The organism is Peribacillus simplex, assembly GCF_900156045.1.
Lineage (GTDB): Bacteria > Bacillota > Bacilli > Bacillales > DSM-1321 > Peribacillus > Peribacillus simplex_D.
In genome coordinates this window covers 77,197-93,398 of the sequence record NZ_FTMX01000002.1, presented here as the reverse complement: position 1 = coordinate 93,398, position 16,202 = coordinate 77,197, and the positions used below count along the sequence as shown (strand labels likewise).

General features: G+C 40.0%; 16 protein-coding genes. All 16 read left to right on the top strand.

Going from position 1 to position 16,202, the window contains the following annotated elements; all coding sequences use genetic code 11:
- The first annotated feature begins 19 nt into the window (after positions 1 to 19).
- The 16 genes from flhA (at position 20) to BW986_RS06865 (ending at position 16,171) form a co-directional block, all read left to right on the top strand.
- Entirely contained in the window at positions 20 to 2,056 is a 2,037-nt protein-coding gene (flhA, locus tag BW986_RS06940) for a flagellar biosynthesis protein FlhA (protein ID WP_076366498.1), read from the top strand.
- Positions 2,053 to 3,210, top strand: coding sequence for a flagellar biosynthesis GTPase FlhF (gene flhF, locus BW986_RS06935; RefSeq protein WP_076366495.1), 1,158 nt, complete (start codon positions 2,053 to 2,055; stop codon positions 3,208 to 3,210). Before flhA ends, flhF begins: the two co-directional genes overlap by 4 nt.
- Positions 3,194 to 4,060, top strand: coding sequence for a MinD/ParA family protein (locus BW986_RS06930; RefSeq protein ID WP_076366493.1), 867 nt, complete (start codon positions 3,194 to 3,196; stop codon positions 4,058 to 4,060). The genes flhF and BW986_RS06930 overlap by 17 nt, the downstream gene beginning before the upstream one ends.
- Positions 4,061 to 4,070: 10 nt before the next feature.
- Positions 4,071 to 5,168, top strand: a complete 1,098-nt coding sequence (locus tag BW986_RS06925; protein ID WP_076367893.1) for a protein-glutamate methylesterase/protein-glutamine glutaminase — start codon at positions 4,071 to 4,073, stop codon at positions 5,166 to 5,168.
- A 21-nt stretch (positions 5,169 to 5,189) separates the two neighbouring features.
- Positions 5,190 to 7,235: a chemotaxis protein CheA gene (locus BW986_RS06920; protein WP_076366491.1), complete on the top strand. Its 2,046-nt coding sequence runs from the start codon at positions 5,190 to 5,192 to the stop codon at positions 7,233 to 7,235.
- A gap of 95 nt (positions 7,236 to 7,330) precedes the next feature.
- Positions 7,331 to 7,786: a chemotaxis protein CheW gene (locus tag BW986_RS06915; protein WP_076366489.1), complete on the top strand. Its 456-nt coding sequence runs from the start codon at positions 7,331 to 7,333 to the stop codon at positions 7,784 to 7,786.
- 4 nt (positions 7,787 to 7,790) lie between these two features.
- Entirely contained in the window at positions 7,791 to 8,429 is a 639-nt protein-coding gene (locus BW986_RS06910) for a chemotaxis protein CheC (RefSeq protein ID WP_076366487.1), read from the top strand.
- Positions 8,422 to 8,925, top strand: a complete 504-nt coding sequence (locus tag BW986_RS06905; protein WP_076366485.1) for a chemotaxis protein CheD — start codon at positions 8,422 to 8,424, stop codon at positions 8,923 to 8,925. Before BW986_RS06910 ends, BW986_RS06905 begins: the two co-directional genes overlap by 8 nt.
- A 126-nt stretch (positions 8,926 to 9,051) precedes the next feature.
- Positions 9,052 to 9,816: a FliA/WhiG family RNA polymerase sigma factor gene (locus BW986_RS06900; RefSeq protein WP_076366483.1), complete on the top strand. Its 765-nt coding sequence runs from the start codon at positions 9,052 to 9,054 to the stop codon at positions 9,814 to 9,816.
- Between the two features lie 253 nt (positions 9,817 to 10,069).
- Positions 10,070 to 10,705, top strand: a complete 636-nt coding sequence (locus BW986_RS06895) for a hypothetical protein (RefSeq protein WP_076366481.1) — start codon at positions 10,070 to 10,072, stop codon at positions 10,703 to 10,705.
- Positions 10,706 to 10,859: 154 nt separating this feature from the next.
- Positions 10,860 to 11,573 (top strand): 30S ribosomal protein S2, encoded by a 714-nt coding sequence (gene rpsB / locus BW986_RS06890; protein WP_034313644.1) that lies wholly within the window; start codon positions 10,860 to 10,862, stop codon positions 11,571 to 11,573.
- Between the two features lie 308 nt (positions 11,574 to 11,881).
- Positions 11,882 to 12,766: a translation elongation factor Ts gene (gene tsf, locus BW986_RS06885; RefSeq protein ID WP_076366479.1), complete on the top strand. Its 885-nt coding sequence runs from the start codon at positions 11,882 to 11,884 to the stop codon at positions 12,764 to 12,766.
- Between the two features lie 125 nt (positions 12,767 to 12,891).
- Positions 12,892 to 13,614 (top strand): UMP kinase, encoded by a 723-nt coding sequence (gene pyrH, locus BW986_RS06880; protein WP_034313639.1) that lies wholly within the window; start codon positions 12,892 to 12,894, stop codon positions 13,612 to 13,614.
- Positions 13,615 to 13,617: 3 nt separating this feature from the next.
- A complete protein-coding gene (gene frr / locus BW986_RS06875) occupies positions 13,618 to 14,175 on the top strand; it encodes a ribosome recycling factor (protein ID WP_076366477.1) in 558 nt (185 codons plus the stop codon).
- A 399-nt stretch (positions 14,176 to 14,574) separates the two neighbouring features.
- Positions 14,575 to 15,348 (top strand): undecaprenyl pyrophosphate synthase, encoded by a 774-nt coding sequence (locus tag BW986_RS06870; protein WP_076366475.1) that lies wholly within the window; start codon positions 14,575 to 14,577, stop codon positions 15,346 to 15,348.
- A gap of 25 nt (positions 15,349 to 15,373) precedes the next feature.
- The gene (locus BW986_RS06865; RefSeq protein WP_076367891.1) at positions 15,374 to 16,171 is read left to right on the top strand and encodes a phosphatidate cytidylyltransferase; all 798 of its coding nucleotides are present in this window, start codon (positions 15,374 to 15,376) and stop codon (positions 16,169 to 16,171) included.
- Positions 16,172 to 16,202 lie beyond the last annotated feature (31 nt).

The window sequence follows — 16,202 nt, the reverse complement described above, 5'->3', positions numbered from 1 at the left end:
TAGTTAGGAGAGAAAAAGCATGCGAGCAAGGGATTTAGTTGTTATATCGAGTGTCATCATGATCGTTACCATGTTGGTCATTCCATTGCCAACATGGTTGTTAAGTATTTTACTTCTTTTAAATATCTCTCTTGCGTTGCTGGTTCTATTGACTACGATGAATATGAAGGAACCACTCGAATTTTCAATCTTTCCTTCCTTGCTCCTTTTACTGACATTGTTCAGGCTGGGGTTGAATGTTTCGACGACTCGTGCCATTTTGACCTATGGTGATGCTGGAGGAGTTGTAGAAACCTTTGGGTCGTTTGTAGTCGGCGGTAACGTGCTTGTAGGATTAGTTGTATTCATCATATTGGTCATCATCAATTTCATCGTCATCACGAAAGGTTCCGAACGGGTATCGGAGGTTGCGGCAAGGTTTACGCTGGATGCGATGCCAGGGAAACAGATGGCCATAGATGCAGATTTGAATGCTGGGATGATCTCCGAAAACGAAGCACGTGCCAGAAGGGAGAAAATCAGTAACGAAGCAGACTTTTATGGATCCATGGATGGAGCGAGTAAGTTTGTTAAAGGGGACGCCATAGCGGGCATCATCATTGTCATCATCAACTTGATTTTCGGTATGATTATTGGCGTCATGCAATTGGACATGAGCTTTGGAGAATCAGCCGTCCATTTTTCCATGTTATCGGTTGGTGACGGTATCGTGAGTCAGGTACCTGCTTTATTGATTTCTACAGCTACGGGAATAGTCGTAACCCGGGCAGCCTCGAATGGAAACCTCGGAGCGGATATTGTTGAACAGTTATTTCAATTTCCCAAAATGCTTTACCTGACAGCAACAACCATTTTCCTTTTAGGGTTATTCACTCCCATTTCCGACTTATTCACCATTCCGATCGCTGCTTTATTAGTCGTTGGAGGGTATACAATTTCAAGGATACCAAAGCAGGATGATAGTGAAATACAAGAAATGGAAGAAGTGCTGGAAACCGATGAAATGAAAAGTCCAGAAAGCGTCGTTAACCTTTTAAGTGTCGACCCGATTGAATTTGAGTTTGGATATGGATTGATTCCTCTTGCGGATGCCAATCAAGGGGGAGACCTGCTGGACCGGGTCGTCATGATCCGCAGGCAGCTTGCAATTGAATTGGGGCTTGTGATCCCTGTCGTGAGAATACGGGATAACATTCAGTTGAATCCCAATGAGTATCGGCTAAAGATTAAAGGAAGTGTCATGGCCAAGGGCGAATTGCTCCTTAATCATTTCTTGGCCATGAGTCCAGGGATCGAGGATGATTCAATAGAAGGAATCGATACGATTGAACCGTCTTTCGGTTTACCGGCCAAGTGGATCACGGATGATATGAAAGAACATGCCGAGATGTTGGGTTATACAGTTGTGGACCCGCCAAGTGTTGTATCCACTCACTTGACGGAAGTCATAAAGGCCAATGCGCATGAATTATTGGGCAGGCAGGAAACGAAACAATTGATCGATCATCTCCACGAATCGGCACCTATACTAGTAGAGGAAGTCACTCCGAATCCATTGTCCATAGGAGATGTACAAAAGGTATTGGCAAAATTATTGAAGGAAAAAGTTTCAATAAGGAACTTACCTATCATTTTCGAAACACTTGCTGATTATGGCAAGTTATCGACTGACACAGATTTGCTTACTGAATATGTAAGGCAGAATTTAGCCAGACAAATAACGAATTCTATTATTTCGGATGAAGATAGAATCAAAGTCATAACATTATCGGGGAAAGTGGAAAAGACTATCGCGGATGGTGTACAGCAAACAGAACATGGTAATTTTTTATCATTGGATCCAACTATATCGCAATCCATATTGGAGGCAATTGCAGCCAAATTGGAAGAGCTGACCCTAATGGATCACCAACCGATCTTACTCTGCTCTCCAGCAGTAAGGATGTATGCCCGGCAATTAACTGAACGTTATTTTCCCAATGTACCAATTCTTTCATACAATGAACTCGAATCGAATGTAGAAGTACAAAGTGTAGGGGTGGTGAATTTCGATTGAAGGTAAAGAAATATTTGGCACCATCAATGAACGAGGCAATGAAGCGAATAAGAGAGGAACTAGGCAGTGATGCGGTAATCTTAAGTTCAAAGGCTGTATATACTGGTGGTTTCTTAGGATTATTCAAAAAGAGGAATATTGAAGTCATTGCAGCCATAGACCCCGTGTCCCAGCCTGTCCAAACCGTAACCAAACAAAAATCGAAGAAGTTGCCATCAAAGCTGGAAGTGATAAATCATGCCTCTGAACATAATGAAGGCAATAAGGAAAGTGCTGACTTAGTAAAAGAAATCGAAGGTTTAAAAGATATGATAAAGGGTTTGCAAATCCATTCACCTGATAGAAAATATCCGGGGAAACTGCAGAAAATCCATGAATACCTAACCGAGCAGGAAGTGGATATATCACTTCGGTACCAAATCATGGATGAACTGCTTGAAAAATGGTTCGTTTTTAAACAGCAATCCACTGATGAAGAGGTTCAAGTTTGGTTGGAAGAAGCTCTGTTCGCGATTTTGGAAAAGGTCGAAAATGGAAAGAACGGGCTGCAAAAAAAGTATATTACTATTGTTGGCCCAACAGGTGTGGGAAAGACAACGACCCTGGCAAAAATAGCTGCGGAAACCATGTTGAAGCATGATAAAAAGGTGGCTTTCATTACGACGGATACGTACAGGATCGCTGCAATAGATCAAATTAAGACATATGCCAAGATTCTAAACGTTCCCATTGAAGTCGCTTATAACCTGGAAGACTTCAAAAGGGCGGCTGAACGTTTCTCCCATTATGATTTTGTTTTTATTGATACGGCAGGAAGGAATTTCCGTAACCCGCAATATGTTAAGGACCTTAATGAAATCATCCATTTTACAGATGAGATGGAAACCTATCTAGTGTTGTCATTGACTTCTAAACAAAAGGATATGGAAGATATTTATCGACAGTTTGCTACCATACCGATTAAACAGATCATTTTTACAAAAGCGGACGAAACCTCTACTTTCGGGCCGATATTCAATTTTATACACACTCATAAATTGGGAGCGGCCTATATAACGGATGGACAGAATGTGCCAGACGATATTGAAATAGCTACATCATCACAGCTATTGAAGATGGCTTTCGAGGCTAAAAAATATGAAAGATCAAGCTGAGAGTTTACGAAAAAGATTGGAAGCCCGCAAAAATAAATCAATGGCCAAAACGATTGCCGTTTTAAGCGGTAAAGGTGGAGTGGGAAAATCAAACTTTACTTTGAATTTTTCCATTGCCTTATCCCAAAGAGGCAAAAAGATACTGTTGTTCGACATGGATATCGGTATGGGGAATATTGATATTTTGATAGGGGAACACTCTCCCTGCAGTATTATTGATTTTTTTGAAAAAGATTGTAGTTTGAAGGATATCATCATGTCAGGACCGGGAAATATTTCAATCATTACAGGTGGAACAGGGTTGACGGATCTCTTTTCACTTGATGAAGATAAGTATACCCGTTTTCATGAAGAATTCAGTTTATTGTTGGCGAATTACGATTATATATTATTTGATATGGGGGCAGGCATCACTAAGGAGTCCATGAAATTCCTGTTGTGTGTGGATGAATTAGTCGTTATCACGACGCCTGAACCTACTTCAATTATGGATGCATATTCCGCTATGAAATATATCCATTCAGTAAATAAAGAGATTCCATTGTTCCTGGTTTGCAATCGGGTTTTCACGAGTAAGGACGGCAAAGAAACGATTAAGCGGCTCCAAAATGCACTAGTGAAATTTTTGGGACTGGAAACTGTAGCTCTAGGATACTTGCCAGATGATAGAACCGTACCCAAATCTGTTACCAAACAAATGCCCTTTCTCCTTTTTGATTCTGAATCCGATGTATCCAAAGCCATTGTGGACATTGCTTCGAGATATGCAAATCATTCATTTGGGGAAGAATTGACTTTGCAAAAAAGCCATTTCCTCCAAAATATGAAGAGATATTTTTTTGGAAAGTAGGTCTCCTTATATGGGTAAAGTAAAAGTGCTGATAGTGGACGATTCTGCGTTTATGAGAAAGTTAATTTCAGAGTTTTTAGCAGAAGATAGCAGGGTGGAAGTCATCGGGACTGCCAGGAATGGAAGAGATGCCATTGACAAAATAAAGGCTTTAAAACCCGATGTCGTGACTTTGGATGTGGAAATGCCGATTATGGACGGATTGGAAGCATTAAACCGGATAATGAATGAATGTCCAACCGCTGTAGTCATGTTATCAAGCACCACGAAAAAAGGAACAGAAAATACATTTGCCGCCATGAACAGTGGAGCCTTTGACTTTGTGGCTAAACCTTCGGGAGCCATTTCATTGGATTTACATAAAATCAAGAAAGAACTCCATGAAAAAGTTATGGCGGCCAGCAGGGCAAATGTTCACAAACTAGAAAAAAATGCGAAAAATATTGAAAGAAGCCCATCGGTCTGGGGAGAATATAGTAAAATAGATTCAGTTAAATTGACGGAAAATGAAAAAAACATCAAAGAATGGTCCTATGGATACAATAAGGTAATAGTCATCGGTACATCAACAGGAGGCCCGAGAGCTTTGCAGACTGTCTTGACAGGACTCCCAGAAGAAATTGATGCTCCCATACTCATTGTCCAGCATATGCCCCCCGATTTCACAAAATCCTTGGCAACACGCCTGAATTCATTATGCAAGATTAAAGTGAAGGAAGCTGAAGAGGGAGAACTGATTCAAAAAGGTGTCGCCTACATCGCACCTGGAGGTTTTCACTTGAAAGTGAGGAAGGTCGGGATGAGCTGGGCAATCCTTTTGGATCAATCCGAAGTGCGTCATGGACATCGCCCTTCGGTTGATGTTCTGTTTGAATCGGTAAGTGAAATGAATGATTCTGCGAAAATAGCCGTTATCATGACAGGAATGGGGATGGACGGATCGAGGGGGCTTACCAATCTTAAACAAAATGGTCCTTTAAAAGCGATAGCCGAATCACAGGAGACATCAATCGTTTTTGGTATGCCTAAGGCGGCAATCAATACCAAGATAATAGATAGCGTAGAGGATGTAGAAAAAATAGCTAAAGTGATAATAAGCTATTGTTAACAAGTGGAGGTGTGAGGTTGTATGGATATGAATCAATATTTAGAGGTATTTATAGAAGAAAGTAAAGAACATCTTCAAACGTGCAGCGAACAGTTGCTGGTACTCGAAAAGAACCCGGAAGACCTCTCGATAGTAAATGAAATCTTTCGTTCCGCCCATACCTTGAAAGGGATGTCAGCAACTATGGGGTATGAGGATCTAGCCAATTTAACTCATAAAATGGAGAATGTGCTGGATGCGATCCGAAACAGCCAAATCGCCCTTTCGCCTGAATTGTTTGATGTGATATTTTTAGCGGTTGATGATTTAGAAGCAATGGTCATGTCCATTTCTGAAGGTGGAGATGGAAAAAGAAATGTGAAGGATGTTGTCCATCAGCTGGAAATGATTGAAAAAGGGGAGTCGCCCTTTTCTTCCACCATTGCAGAAATTGCAGCAGCTTCTGCCGTCCTAGAAAAGAAGGAAATAAATGCGGGAGAGTACGATGAATTTGAATGGACAGTACTTCAACAGTCCAAAGATCAAGGCTTCAACAGCTTCGAAATTTCGATAGAGTTGCATGAGGACTGTCTTTTAAAAGCTGCCCGTGTGTTTATGGTTTTCGAAGTGCTTGAAAAGTCGGGTGAAGTAATCAAGTCACACCCTCCCGTCGAACTTTTGGAAGAAGAGCAATTCGATCAGCAATTTACGGTCACGATGGTAACAACAGAATCGGGTGAAGAGATAAAGAAAAAAATCATGAAGGTTTCCGAAGTGGATCAAGTTGTTGTAAATGCACTTGATCTAGAAGGCATGCGGCATGCAGCCAATTTTAACGAGGATAAAGTTACTAAAATTCTAAAACAAGAATCAAAGAATGCTTCGCTTCCAACTGATGATACCGATGATAAGAAAAAACAGGCACCCGTTAAGCCGGCATCAAGCAAGACCATTCGGGTGAACATTGAGCGGCTTGATATATTAATGAACTTATTCGAGGAACTAGTAATCGATAGAGGCAGACTTGATCAAATTTCCAGTAATTTGGATAATCAAGAATTGAATGAAACAGTAGAAAGAATGTCCCGTATAACAAGTGATTTACAAACAATCGTATTGAATATGCGGATGGTGCCCGTGGAAACTGTATTCAATCGTTTTCCTAAAATGGTTCGTCAATTGGCAAGGGATTTAAACAAGAAGGTCAAATTGGAAATCAACGGTGCCGAAACGGAACTTGATCGTACAGTCATTGATGAAATCGGTGATCCACTCGTCCATTTAATAAGAAACGCCATGGATCATGGAATTGAAACAACTGAAGAACGTTTGGCGAAAGGAAAGAATGAAGAAGGTAAAATCCTGTTAAAAGCATATCACAGCGGTAATCATGTTTTCATTGAAATCGAGGATGACGGAGCAGGCATCAATAAAGATCGAGTATTGAACAAGGCCTTATCCAATGGGATATTAACTAAGGAAACTGCCGCCACTCTGACGGATAAGCAAATTTATGAATTGATATTCGCTTCTGGTTTTTCAACAGCGGAAACCATTTCAGATGTATCGGGACGGGGTGTGGGGCTGGATGTGGTTAAAAATACTATTGAGTCCCTCGGTGGATCTGTCACGATCGATTCCAAAGAGAATGAAGGATCCATCTTCCTTATTCAACTTCCGCTTACATTGTCGATTATTTCTGTCATGCTGGTTGCAATCCAAAACGAAAAATATGCCATACCGCTTTCCTCCATTATTGAAACAGCAATCATAAAGAAAGCGGATATCATGAATGCCCATAATCAACAAGTTATTGACTACAGGGGGAAGGTCCTACCGCTTCTGTTCTTGAAAGATATATTCGAAGTGCCTATCAGTCAGGAAGAAAAAGAGTCCCTCTCTGTGGTCATTGTAAGAAAAGGCGATAAATTAGCAGGATTAGTCGTTGATTCATTTATCGGGCAGCTGGAAATCGTTCTGAAGTCACTGGGTAATTATTTAACTAGTGCATTTGCAATATCGGGGGCAACGATACTTGGTGATGGCCAAGTTGCTTTAATCATAGATTGCAATACATTGATTCATTGAATGATTGATAAATGGGACGTTGGTTCGACCGTGTCGATCCGTATTTCGTCAAGGCTTCACAATCATCATGAGCTTTTTAAAAAGGAGGGGAATAGATGTCGGAGGATATGAAAGTAATCGTATTTCAAATTAAGGATAAAGAATATGCAATTCCAGTGGATAAGGTCAGTGGTATCGAAAAACTTATGCATATTACCAGAGTTCCAAAGGCAGTAAAATTTGTAAAGGGAGTCATAAATTTAAGGGGTGTAATTACTCCAATTATTGATTTAAGGAATCGTTTTGGTTTCGAAGAGGTTGAATGCGATGAATCAACGAGGATTATCGTCGTCATTCTGGATGATATCGAAGTGGGGCTAATAGTGGACTCTGCTAATGATGTTTTGGATATTCCAGTAGAGAGTATCGAACCCCAGCCTGAAGTCGTGGGACATTTGACTTCAGAATACATTAGCGGAGTGGCTAAAATTGAGAAGCGACTGCTCGTCCTAATTAATTTGGAGAAGGCCTTAAGTATGGAAATGACTGAAAATATGTTAAGAGAAGGTTAATCATATGTCATTCATTGAGAAAATCAACCCTCTTCAACTCGATATTTTGAAGGAAATCGGTAATATAGGTGCAGGGAACGCAGCAACCGCGCTTTCTGCCATCCTGAATAGGAAAATTGATATGAATGTTCCTAATGTCCGAATCGTTTCCTTTGATGAAATGATGGAAATGGCTGGCGGGGCCGATCACGTCGTTGCCAGTGTTTTCCTTAGAATGGAAGGTGATGCTTCAGGGAGTATGTTTTTTATCCTTTCGCTACCTGTAGCTGAATACTTGATTCGTAAAATGACTGGTGATGTGACCTTTTTGATAGATTCAGCACCTTATACTGAATTGGCACTCTCTTGCCTTCAGGAATTAGGGAACATTTTATCTGGATCCTATCTCTCTTCCCTTTCTGATTTCACCCGATTGAATATTCATCCATCCGTTCCATCCTTGAGCATCGATATGGTAGGGGCAACGATCAGTTATGGATTATTGGAATTATCTCAAGTAAGTGACGCAGCCATCGTCATTGATACAGTATTTGATAAAGACCAGCTTTTTCCTGACTCCATTAATGGTCATTTCTTTCTATTACCTGATCCCGATTTTTTTGATATCATTTTTTCCGCTTTAGGAGTGCCGCCTAATGACTGAATTGTTAAAGGCCCAGGTTGTTAAGGTTGGAATAGCGGGTATGAATATAATAAAACCTCCCAATACGATTCGTACTTCCGGGTTGGGGTCGTGTGTTGGTGTCGTGATTTATGATGAAAAAAAAGAAATTGCAGGTTTGGCCCATATCATGCTGCCTGACTCTTCACTCGCAAAATCTGGACAGATCAACATTGCCAAATTTGCAGATACGGCGATAAAGGAATTGGTACAGATCTTAGTAAAAGAAGGCGCAAGAATGCCATTTCTAAAAGCGAAGTTGGCTGGCGGGGCGCAAATGTTTCAATTTGCCTCCGGAGTGGATTTAATGAGAATAGGGCCCCGGAATGTGGAAGCTGTCCGGAAAGAGTTATCTGACTTACGGATTAGAGTCGTTGCCGAAGATGTTGGCGGGAATAGCGGAAGAACGGTCGAATTCAATTTAAATGATTGTTTGCTAAATATCCGGTCCGTAACTAAAGGGACTAAAAACATATAGAATCGGAATTGGTTTTTGAAAAGCCAAAAATATGACAGGTACACTTGTTACTGAATTATTATTGCATTTATGGCTTTAGGGGCCGTTTTGATCACAAATCGTATAACAATGTTAGGAGGATGTCCAATGTCTAATCTGACCATCGAAGAAGAGCAGTTATGTTGGAAAAATTGGGTGGATTGCAGAGATCCGCTAGCCGGGGACATTTTGGTAAAGAAATACATACCTCTCGTATCGTATCATGTTCAACGTATTGCAGTAAGTCTTCCTAAAAATGTGAGCCGGGATGATATAAGGAGTTTAGGGATGATGGGGTTATTCGATGCCCTGGAACGCTTTGATACGAAGCGTGACCTGAAGTTTGATACATATGCGTCGTTTAGAATTCGTGGTGCTATTTTAGATGGATTAAGGAAAGAGGATTGGCTTCCACGGAGTGCAAGAGATAAAGCCAAGAAAATTGAATCTGCAATAGAAAAGCTGGAGCAGCAATACATGAGGAACCTTTCGCCAAATGAGATTGCCGGTGAATTGAATATTCCGGAAGATGAAGTATATGCTGCATTAAATGAGAATTTCTTTGCCAATGTACTGTCAATTGATGAAAATCCCCAAGAGGACGATAAAGAAAGCGCGAATTTTCATATTAAAGATGAAAAGGCGGATTTACCTGAGGAACATGTATTAAGGGAAGAACTGTATGTGGAATTAGCCAAAGTCATAGAAACGCTTAATGAAAAAGAACAGTTGGTTTTACAGCTTTTTTATAAGGAAGAACTAACATTAACCGAAATCGGACATGTGATGAGCCTATCTACGTCCCGGATATCCCAAATACACTCGAAAGCGATATATAAATTAAGAAACACGATGCAAGGTCTAAATATTTAATCACGATATTTTGATTGAAGAGGGCTATGGAGTCTGGGGAATTTCCAATTGAACGAAGAAAGCCCCTATATGTCAACTTGGAAATATTCTTACGGGTACCCGCATCAATAAATGTTTCGAAATCACAGAATGTTCGAACTGTGCTTTGTCATGAAAGCAAGGGAAAAGTAATCAGGGCAAAACAACAGTGAAAAAAGATCCCCATCCTTATTAAGGTAACAGGATTGACTATTCCGGTTAATTAGGAGGCAACATGTCAGCGTTTTTTATATTTCTGTTGTTTGTATTAAACATATTCACCATTTTTGCCATCATCGTTTTATATCTTCGCCAAAATCGTTTAAGTAAGTTGGAAAAAGACCAAAAAGCCATCATTGGGGAAATGGAACAACTTTTGTCTGGTTATTTAATGGAAATGAAAGAGGACAACGAGACATTGGTAAAGGCATTCACCAATTCGCTTGCAATGAATCACGATGGACAAAAAGGACAAGAACATGGTTCAATCAAAGAAACAAAGGAAGATAAACAAGAACAACAAGAACAAAATATGCTGATTGGGTATGAAGAGGGAAGTCGTGCCGCAGCTAAAATGCAGGCGATTAACGCTTATAATATAATGCCTGAAGAAAATGAGGCCAATGCTTTACCCGTAAAAGTCGAGGACAAATTGGAACTTTCATCGGCGGAGGCTTTCCCTCAAAACGAGGGGAAGCCGGCTGGCATGGAATTTTCGGACGTGCTGCAGTCTTCGTTAAATGAACGGTCATTAAATGAAAAAGTGGATATGTTAGCGGATCAAGGGAATTCAATAGAGGAAATCGCCAAAAAGTTAGGTCGCGGTCAAACGGAGATAGAGCTATTATTAAAGTTTCGCAAGAATAGATAAAGTTATCTCTTGATTGTACAGAGCCATTATGATATATTATGAAATGGTGTTAATACACACGCCCCGTGATTCTTGCAGATGGTGCTGTTACGACAGTTTCTGTATGAAAATGATCGGTGCGGAGGAAAAACAAAACCATTTAGGAGGAACTAAAATGTCAGTCATTTCTATGAAACAATTGCTTGAAGCTGGTGTACATTTCGGACACCAAACACGTCGCTGGAACCCGAAAATGAAGAAATATATCTTCACTGAGCGTAACGGCATCTACATCATCGACCTTCAAAAAACAGTTAAAAAGGTTGAAGAAGCTTATAACTTCGTGAAAGAACTAGCTGCTAACGGTGGTACTGTTCTTTTCGTCGGAACTAAAAAACAAGCTCAAGAATCTGTTAAAGAAGAAGCTATCCGTTCTGGTATGTACTATGTAAACCAACGTTGGTTAGGTGGAACTTTAACAAACTTTGAAACAATCCAAAAACGTATCGCTCGTCTTAAAGATATCGAAAAAATGGAAGAAAACGGAACTTTCGAAGTCCTTCCTAAAAAAGAAGTTATCCAACTTAAAAAAGAATGGGATCGCTTAGAAAAATTCTTAGGCGGCATTAAAGATATGAAGACTCTTCCAGATGCGATCTTCGTTATCGACCCTCGCAAAGAGCGTATTGCTGTTGCGGAAGCACACAAATTACACATTCCACTTGTTGGTATCGTTGATACAAACTGTGATCCGGATGAAATCGATGTAGTTATTCCTGCGAATGACGATGCAATCCGTGCTGTTAAATTATTAACAGGTAAAATGGCAGATGCTATCTTAGAAGCTAAACAAGGCGAAGAAACAGCAACTGAAACAACTACTGCTTAATAAGTAAAAAAGGTTGCTTATTCAGTAAGAAAAAAGGTGATAAGAGGATAATGCCTTTTATCCCTTTTTTTTGCACTAAATAAACATACATAAAATCACTGTACGGAATGTCTTTTTTAAAAGGTATGGGCGATTTTTGAGAGATGAAAATCATCAACTGGTTTAGTTCCGTCAAATTGACTGAAAAAGTTGATGATTTTTCAGAAAAATTGTCAAGACTCGTTATTTTCTTTGATGATAACAAGTATTTTTGGCAATAATGGGTAAAGATTGAATAAACTGCATTTAATTTGAGGAGGATATATATTATGGCAATCACTGCACAATTAGTCAAAGAATTGCGTGAAAAAACTGGTGCCGGTATGATGGACTGTAAAAAGGCACTTGTACAAACAGAAGGCGATATGGAAAAGGCAATCGATTTCCTACGTGAAAAAGGGATTGCAAAAGCTGCTAACAAAGGCGACCGTATTGCTGCTGAAGGTTTAACTTCAATCGTTGTAGAAGGAAACCAAGCGGTTATTCTTGAAGTGAACTCAGAAACTGATTTCGTTGCTAAAAATGAAGGCTTCCAAATTCTTGTTAAAGAATTGGCTTCATTCCTTCTTGCTAACAAACCTGAAAGCGTTGAAGCAGCTCTTGAGCAAACAATGGAAAATGGAGCAAAAGTTGCAGATCATATCAATGCTGCTGTAGCAAAAATCGGGGAAAAATTAACTCTTCGCCGTTTCCAAGTCGTTTCTAAAACAGATAACGACGCATTTGGTGCATACCTTCACATGGGTGGACGCATCAGCGTACTATCAGTTCTTGAAGGTACAACAGACGAAGAGGCAGCTAAAGGCGTTTCAATGCATATCGCTGCAATTAACCCTAAATATATCTCTCGTGACCAAGTAGATGCCAGCGAACTAGAACGCGAACGCGAAGTTCTTACTCAGCAAGCTCTTAATGAAGGAAAACCTGAAAAAATCGTTGCGAAAATGGTTGAAGGACGTATCAATAAATTCTACGAAGAAATCTGTGTTAACGAACAAGCTTTCGTTAAGAACCCTGATCAAAAAGTGGGACAATTCGTTGAATCAAAAGGCGGAAAAATCCAATCATTCGTTCGCTATGAAGTAGGGGAAGGTCTTGAAAAACGTCAAGAAAACTTTGCTGAAGAGGTAATGAATCAAGTTAAAAAAGACTAATTGTCAGATAATTAATAATAGGGAACACTCTTGTGTTCCCTATTTTTTGAAATGTCATGAATTTTTGGTAGTATTGCAAGAAAGCATGATGAACGAATGAAAAGATTACATAGTTGGAGGTTCTCATGAGTAACGCTAAATATAAACGTGTCGTTCTAAAACTAAGTGGTGAAGCATTAGCCGGTGAAGAAGGGTTTGGAATTAACCCTGCAGTAATTAAATCCATTGCTGAACAAGTCAAGGAAGTGGCTGAGCTTGATGTGGAAGTGGCTGTTGTCGTCGGCGGCGGAAACATTTGGCGCGGAAAAATAGGCAGTGAAATGGGCATGGATCGTGCTAATGCCGATTATATGGGGATGCTGGCTACAGTCATGAACTCATTGGCATTACAAGACAGCCTTGATCAGCTTGGAATTGAAACGCGCGTGCAAACTTCCATTGAGATGAGACAAGTCGCAGAACCATACATTAGACGCCGTGCAATCAGGCACCTAGAGAAAAAGAGAGTGGTGATTTTTGCAGCTGGTACAGGTAATCCATACTTCTCAACGGATACCACTGCCGCCCTGCGTGCTGCTGAAATTGAAGCTGATGTCATCTTGATGGCGAAGAATAATGTGGATGGCGTATACAATGCAGATCCGGTTAAGGACAAAAATGCAGTGAAGTATGATAAACTTTCCTATCTTGATGTGATTAAAGAAGGGTTAGAAGTAATGGATTCAACTGCGTCCTCACTATGCATGGACAATGATATTCCATTGATCGTCTTCTCGATTATGGAAAAGGGCAATATTAAACGGGCCGTTTTAGGCGAAACGCTTGGAACTATCGTAAGGGGGAAATAAAAGATGCCGAAACAAGTTATTTCGAATGCGAAAACGAAAATGGAAAAAGCCATTGGAGCGTACACACGTGAATTAGCAAGCATCCGTGCCGGAAGGGCAAATGCCTCATTGCTTGATAGAATCTCGATTGATTATTATGGTTCGCCGACACCAGTTAATCAAGTGGCTGGCATTTCTGTCCCGGAAGCTAGATTATTAGTCATTCAACCATATGATAAAACGGTATTGGGTGAAATCGAAAAGGCTATTTTAAAATCAGACTTAGGCTTAAATCCTTCTAATGATGGATCGGTCATAAGGATAGCCATTCCGGCGTTAACTGAAGAGCGCAGAAAAGAGCTTGTGAAAGTTGTGAAAAAAGAAGCGGAAGAAGCGAAAATAGCTGTCCGTAATGTGCGTCGAGATGCTAATGATGATTTGAAAAAGCTTGAAAAAAGCGGTGAAATCACTGAAGATGATTTACGTGGCTATGCTGAGGACATCCAAAAGATGACAGATGGCAATATCACGAAAATCGATGAAATTACAAAAGATAAAGAAAAAGAAATTTTGGAAGTATAATTTCCGTTGAAGAATTGATTAAATAAAGAGGGCCGAATCCATACCGGGTCATGTCTTGGTTCTAACATATAGGTGTGCTTAAAGGAGAAAACTGTTATAATAAGGTTTCTCCGATAATGATTACTCCTTGAGTTAGTATGTTGCATGCAAACGTTGGAGGTGGTCCTTTTTTTGCATTTTTCATGGTGATCATAACCGGTTTTACAAAAAAAGAAGTAATGATTTCTCCCTTTCTAGCTTCTAATGAAGAAATAATTTTCATAATAATAATATGAGAACCAGTTTTTTTTTGATATTATAATATAGATTCTTTTTAAGCGGCAGAAAGCTCGCTATACATAGTGCACGAAAACTTTGCCTTTGTAGAGAGATAAGTACAACCTGATGGGGGACTAACATATGTATTCACTTTGGAAGCGTTTCGTTAAAAAAGATGCTTCTTCCGATGTAACAAATAGGATTCAGCATATTAAACAGTTTGATGTTCCTCAGCATATCGCCATCATCATGGATGGGAACGGCCGTTGGGCCAAAAAGCGTGCATTGCCACGTGTGGCGGGTCATCATGAAGGTATGAAAACCGTTCGTAGAATTACGAAAGTTGCCAATAAATTAGGGGTCAAAACTTTGACAGTCTATGCGTTTTCCACTGAAAATTGGAAACGTCCGAAAAGTGAAGTCGACTTTTTGATGAAGCTTCCACAGGAATTTCTTGGGACATTTTTACCCGAGCTCATTTCTGAAAATGTAAGAGTTGAAATGATAGGGGACTTGTCTCTCATTCCGTCACATACTCAAAGTGCCGTTAAACGGGCAATGGAAGACACCAAAGGCAATGATGGGATGATTCTGAATTTTGCCCTGAATTATGGAAGCCGCGGGGAGATTGTATCTGCAGTGAATAACATCATTCAAGATGCTAAGAATGGTATAATAATGGAAAATGTAACTGAGGAAATGCTATCCAGTTACCTGATGACCAAACATTTATCGGATCCTGATTTACTGATCCGTACAAGCGGTGAAATCCGTTTAAGTAATTTCATGCTTTGGCAGGCGGCTTATACTGAAATGTGGTTTACTGAGGTTCTATGGCCGGATTTTAGTGAAGAGCATTTATTGCAGGCAGTTGAGGAGTATCAAAAGCGTTCACGAAGATTCGGTGGCGTTTAATGTAGAAGGCGAGGAAAATGGAATAATGAAACAACGAATTATTACGGCGGTCGTAGTTGCCGCTATCTTCATTCCACTAGTCATTTTAGGGGGCACTCCCTTTTTACTGACGGTTTATCTGTTAGGGTCAATTGGTTTGTATGAACTGATGAAAATGAAAAAGTTACGTGTACTGTCTTTTGAAGCATTTCTTTCACACATATTATTGTGGGTGCTTTTATTGCCTAAAGAGCATACCGCTTTTTTAGCGGAAATAAATTACGATAAAGTTCAAGTCTTCTTAATCGGGGTTTTGCTGCTGTTACTTTATACAGTCGTTTCAAAAAACCGTTTTACATTTGATGACGCAGGCTTTCTAGTGATTTCAATCCTATACTTGGGGATAGGTTTCTACTACCTATTTGAAACACGTGACTCTTTGGGGTTGGGGCTGATCTATATCCTGCTTACCCTATTTACGATCTGGGCAACCGATTCCGGAGCCTACTTCATTGGTAAATCACTTGGTAAAAGAAAGCTTTGGCCAGAAATAAGTCCAAACAAGACGGTGGAAGGATTTATCGGCGGGTTATTTTCCGCTATGATAGTGGGTGTTCTATTTTACGCCTTCTCCAACCTTGACTACACGTTATTCCAATTATTATTGATTTCATTAATCATTGGTGTATTCGGGCAATTGGGTGATCTTGTCCAATCGGCGTATAAACGTCATTATGGCGTAAAAGATTCAGGGAAGCTTCTTCCGGGACATGGAGGAATTTTGGACAGGCTTGATAGCGTGATATTCATTTTACCGATTTTGCATTTATTGCATGTTTTATAATATAAATATAGGCAAGCGTTATTGAATTAGG

Coding starts and splice junctions, on each gene's coding strand:
- tsf (WP_076366479.1), top strand. CDS start 11,882: ATGGCAATCACTGCACAATTAGTCAAAGAATTGCGTGAAAAAACTGGT.
- BW986_RS06915 (WP_076366489.1), top strand. CDS start 7,331: ATGTCGGAGGATATGAAAGTAATCGTATTTCAAATTAAGGATAAAGAA.
- BW986_RS06920 (WP_076366491.1), top strand. CDS start 5,190: ATGGATATGAATCAATATTTAGAGGTATTTATAGAAGAAAGTAAAGAA.
- frr (WP_076366477.1), top strand. CDS start 13,618: ATGCCGAAACAAGTTATTTCGAATGCGAAAACGAAAATGGAAAAAGCC.
- BW986_RS06900 (WP_076366483.1), top strand. CDS start 9,052: ATGTCTAATCTGACCATCGAAGAAGAGCAGTTATGTTGGAAAAATTGG.
- flhA (WP_076366498.1), top strand. CDS start 20: ATGCGAGCAAGGGATTTAGTTGTTATATCGAGTGTCATCATGATCGTT.
- BW986_RS06865 (WP_076367891.1), top strand. CDS start 15,374: ATGAAACAACGAATTATTACGGCGGTCGTAGTTGCCGCTATCTTCATT.
- BW986_RS06930 (WP_076366493.1), top strand. CDS start 3,194: ATGAAAGATCAAGCTGAGAGTTTACGAAAAAGATTGGAAGCCCGCAAA.
- BW986_RS06870 (WP_076366475.1), top strand. CDS start 14,575: ATGTATTCACTTTGGAAGCGTTTCGTTAAAAAAGATGCTTCTTCCGAT.
- BW986_RS06905 (WP_076366485.1), top strand. CDS start 8,422: ATGACTGAATTGTTAAAGGCCCAGGTTGTTAAGGTTGGAATAGCGGGT.
- rpsB (WP_034313644.1), top strand. CDS start 10,860: ATGTCAGTCATTTCTATGAAACAATTGCTTGAAGCTGGTGTACATTTC.
- BW986_RS06910 (WP_076366487.1), top strand. CDS start 7,791: ATGTCATTCATTGAGAAAATCAACCCTCTTCAACTCGATATTTTGAAG.
- BW986_RS06895 (WP_076366481.1), top strand. CDS start 10,070: ATGTCAGCGTTTTTTATATTTCTGTTGTTTGTATTAAACATATTCACC.
- BW986_RS06925 (WP_076367893.1), top strand. CDS start 4,071: ATGGGTAAAGTAAAAGTGCTGATAGTGGACGATTCTGCGTTTATGAGA.
- pyrH (WP_034313639.1), top strand. CDS start 12,892: ATGAGTAACGCTAAATATAAACGTGTCGTTCTAAAACTAAGTGGTGAA.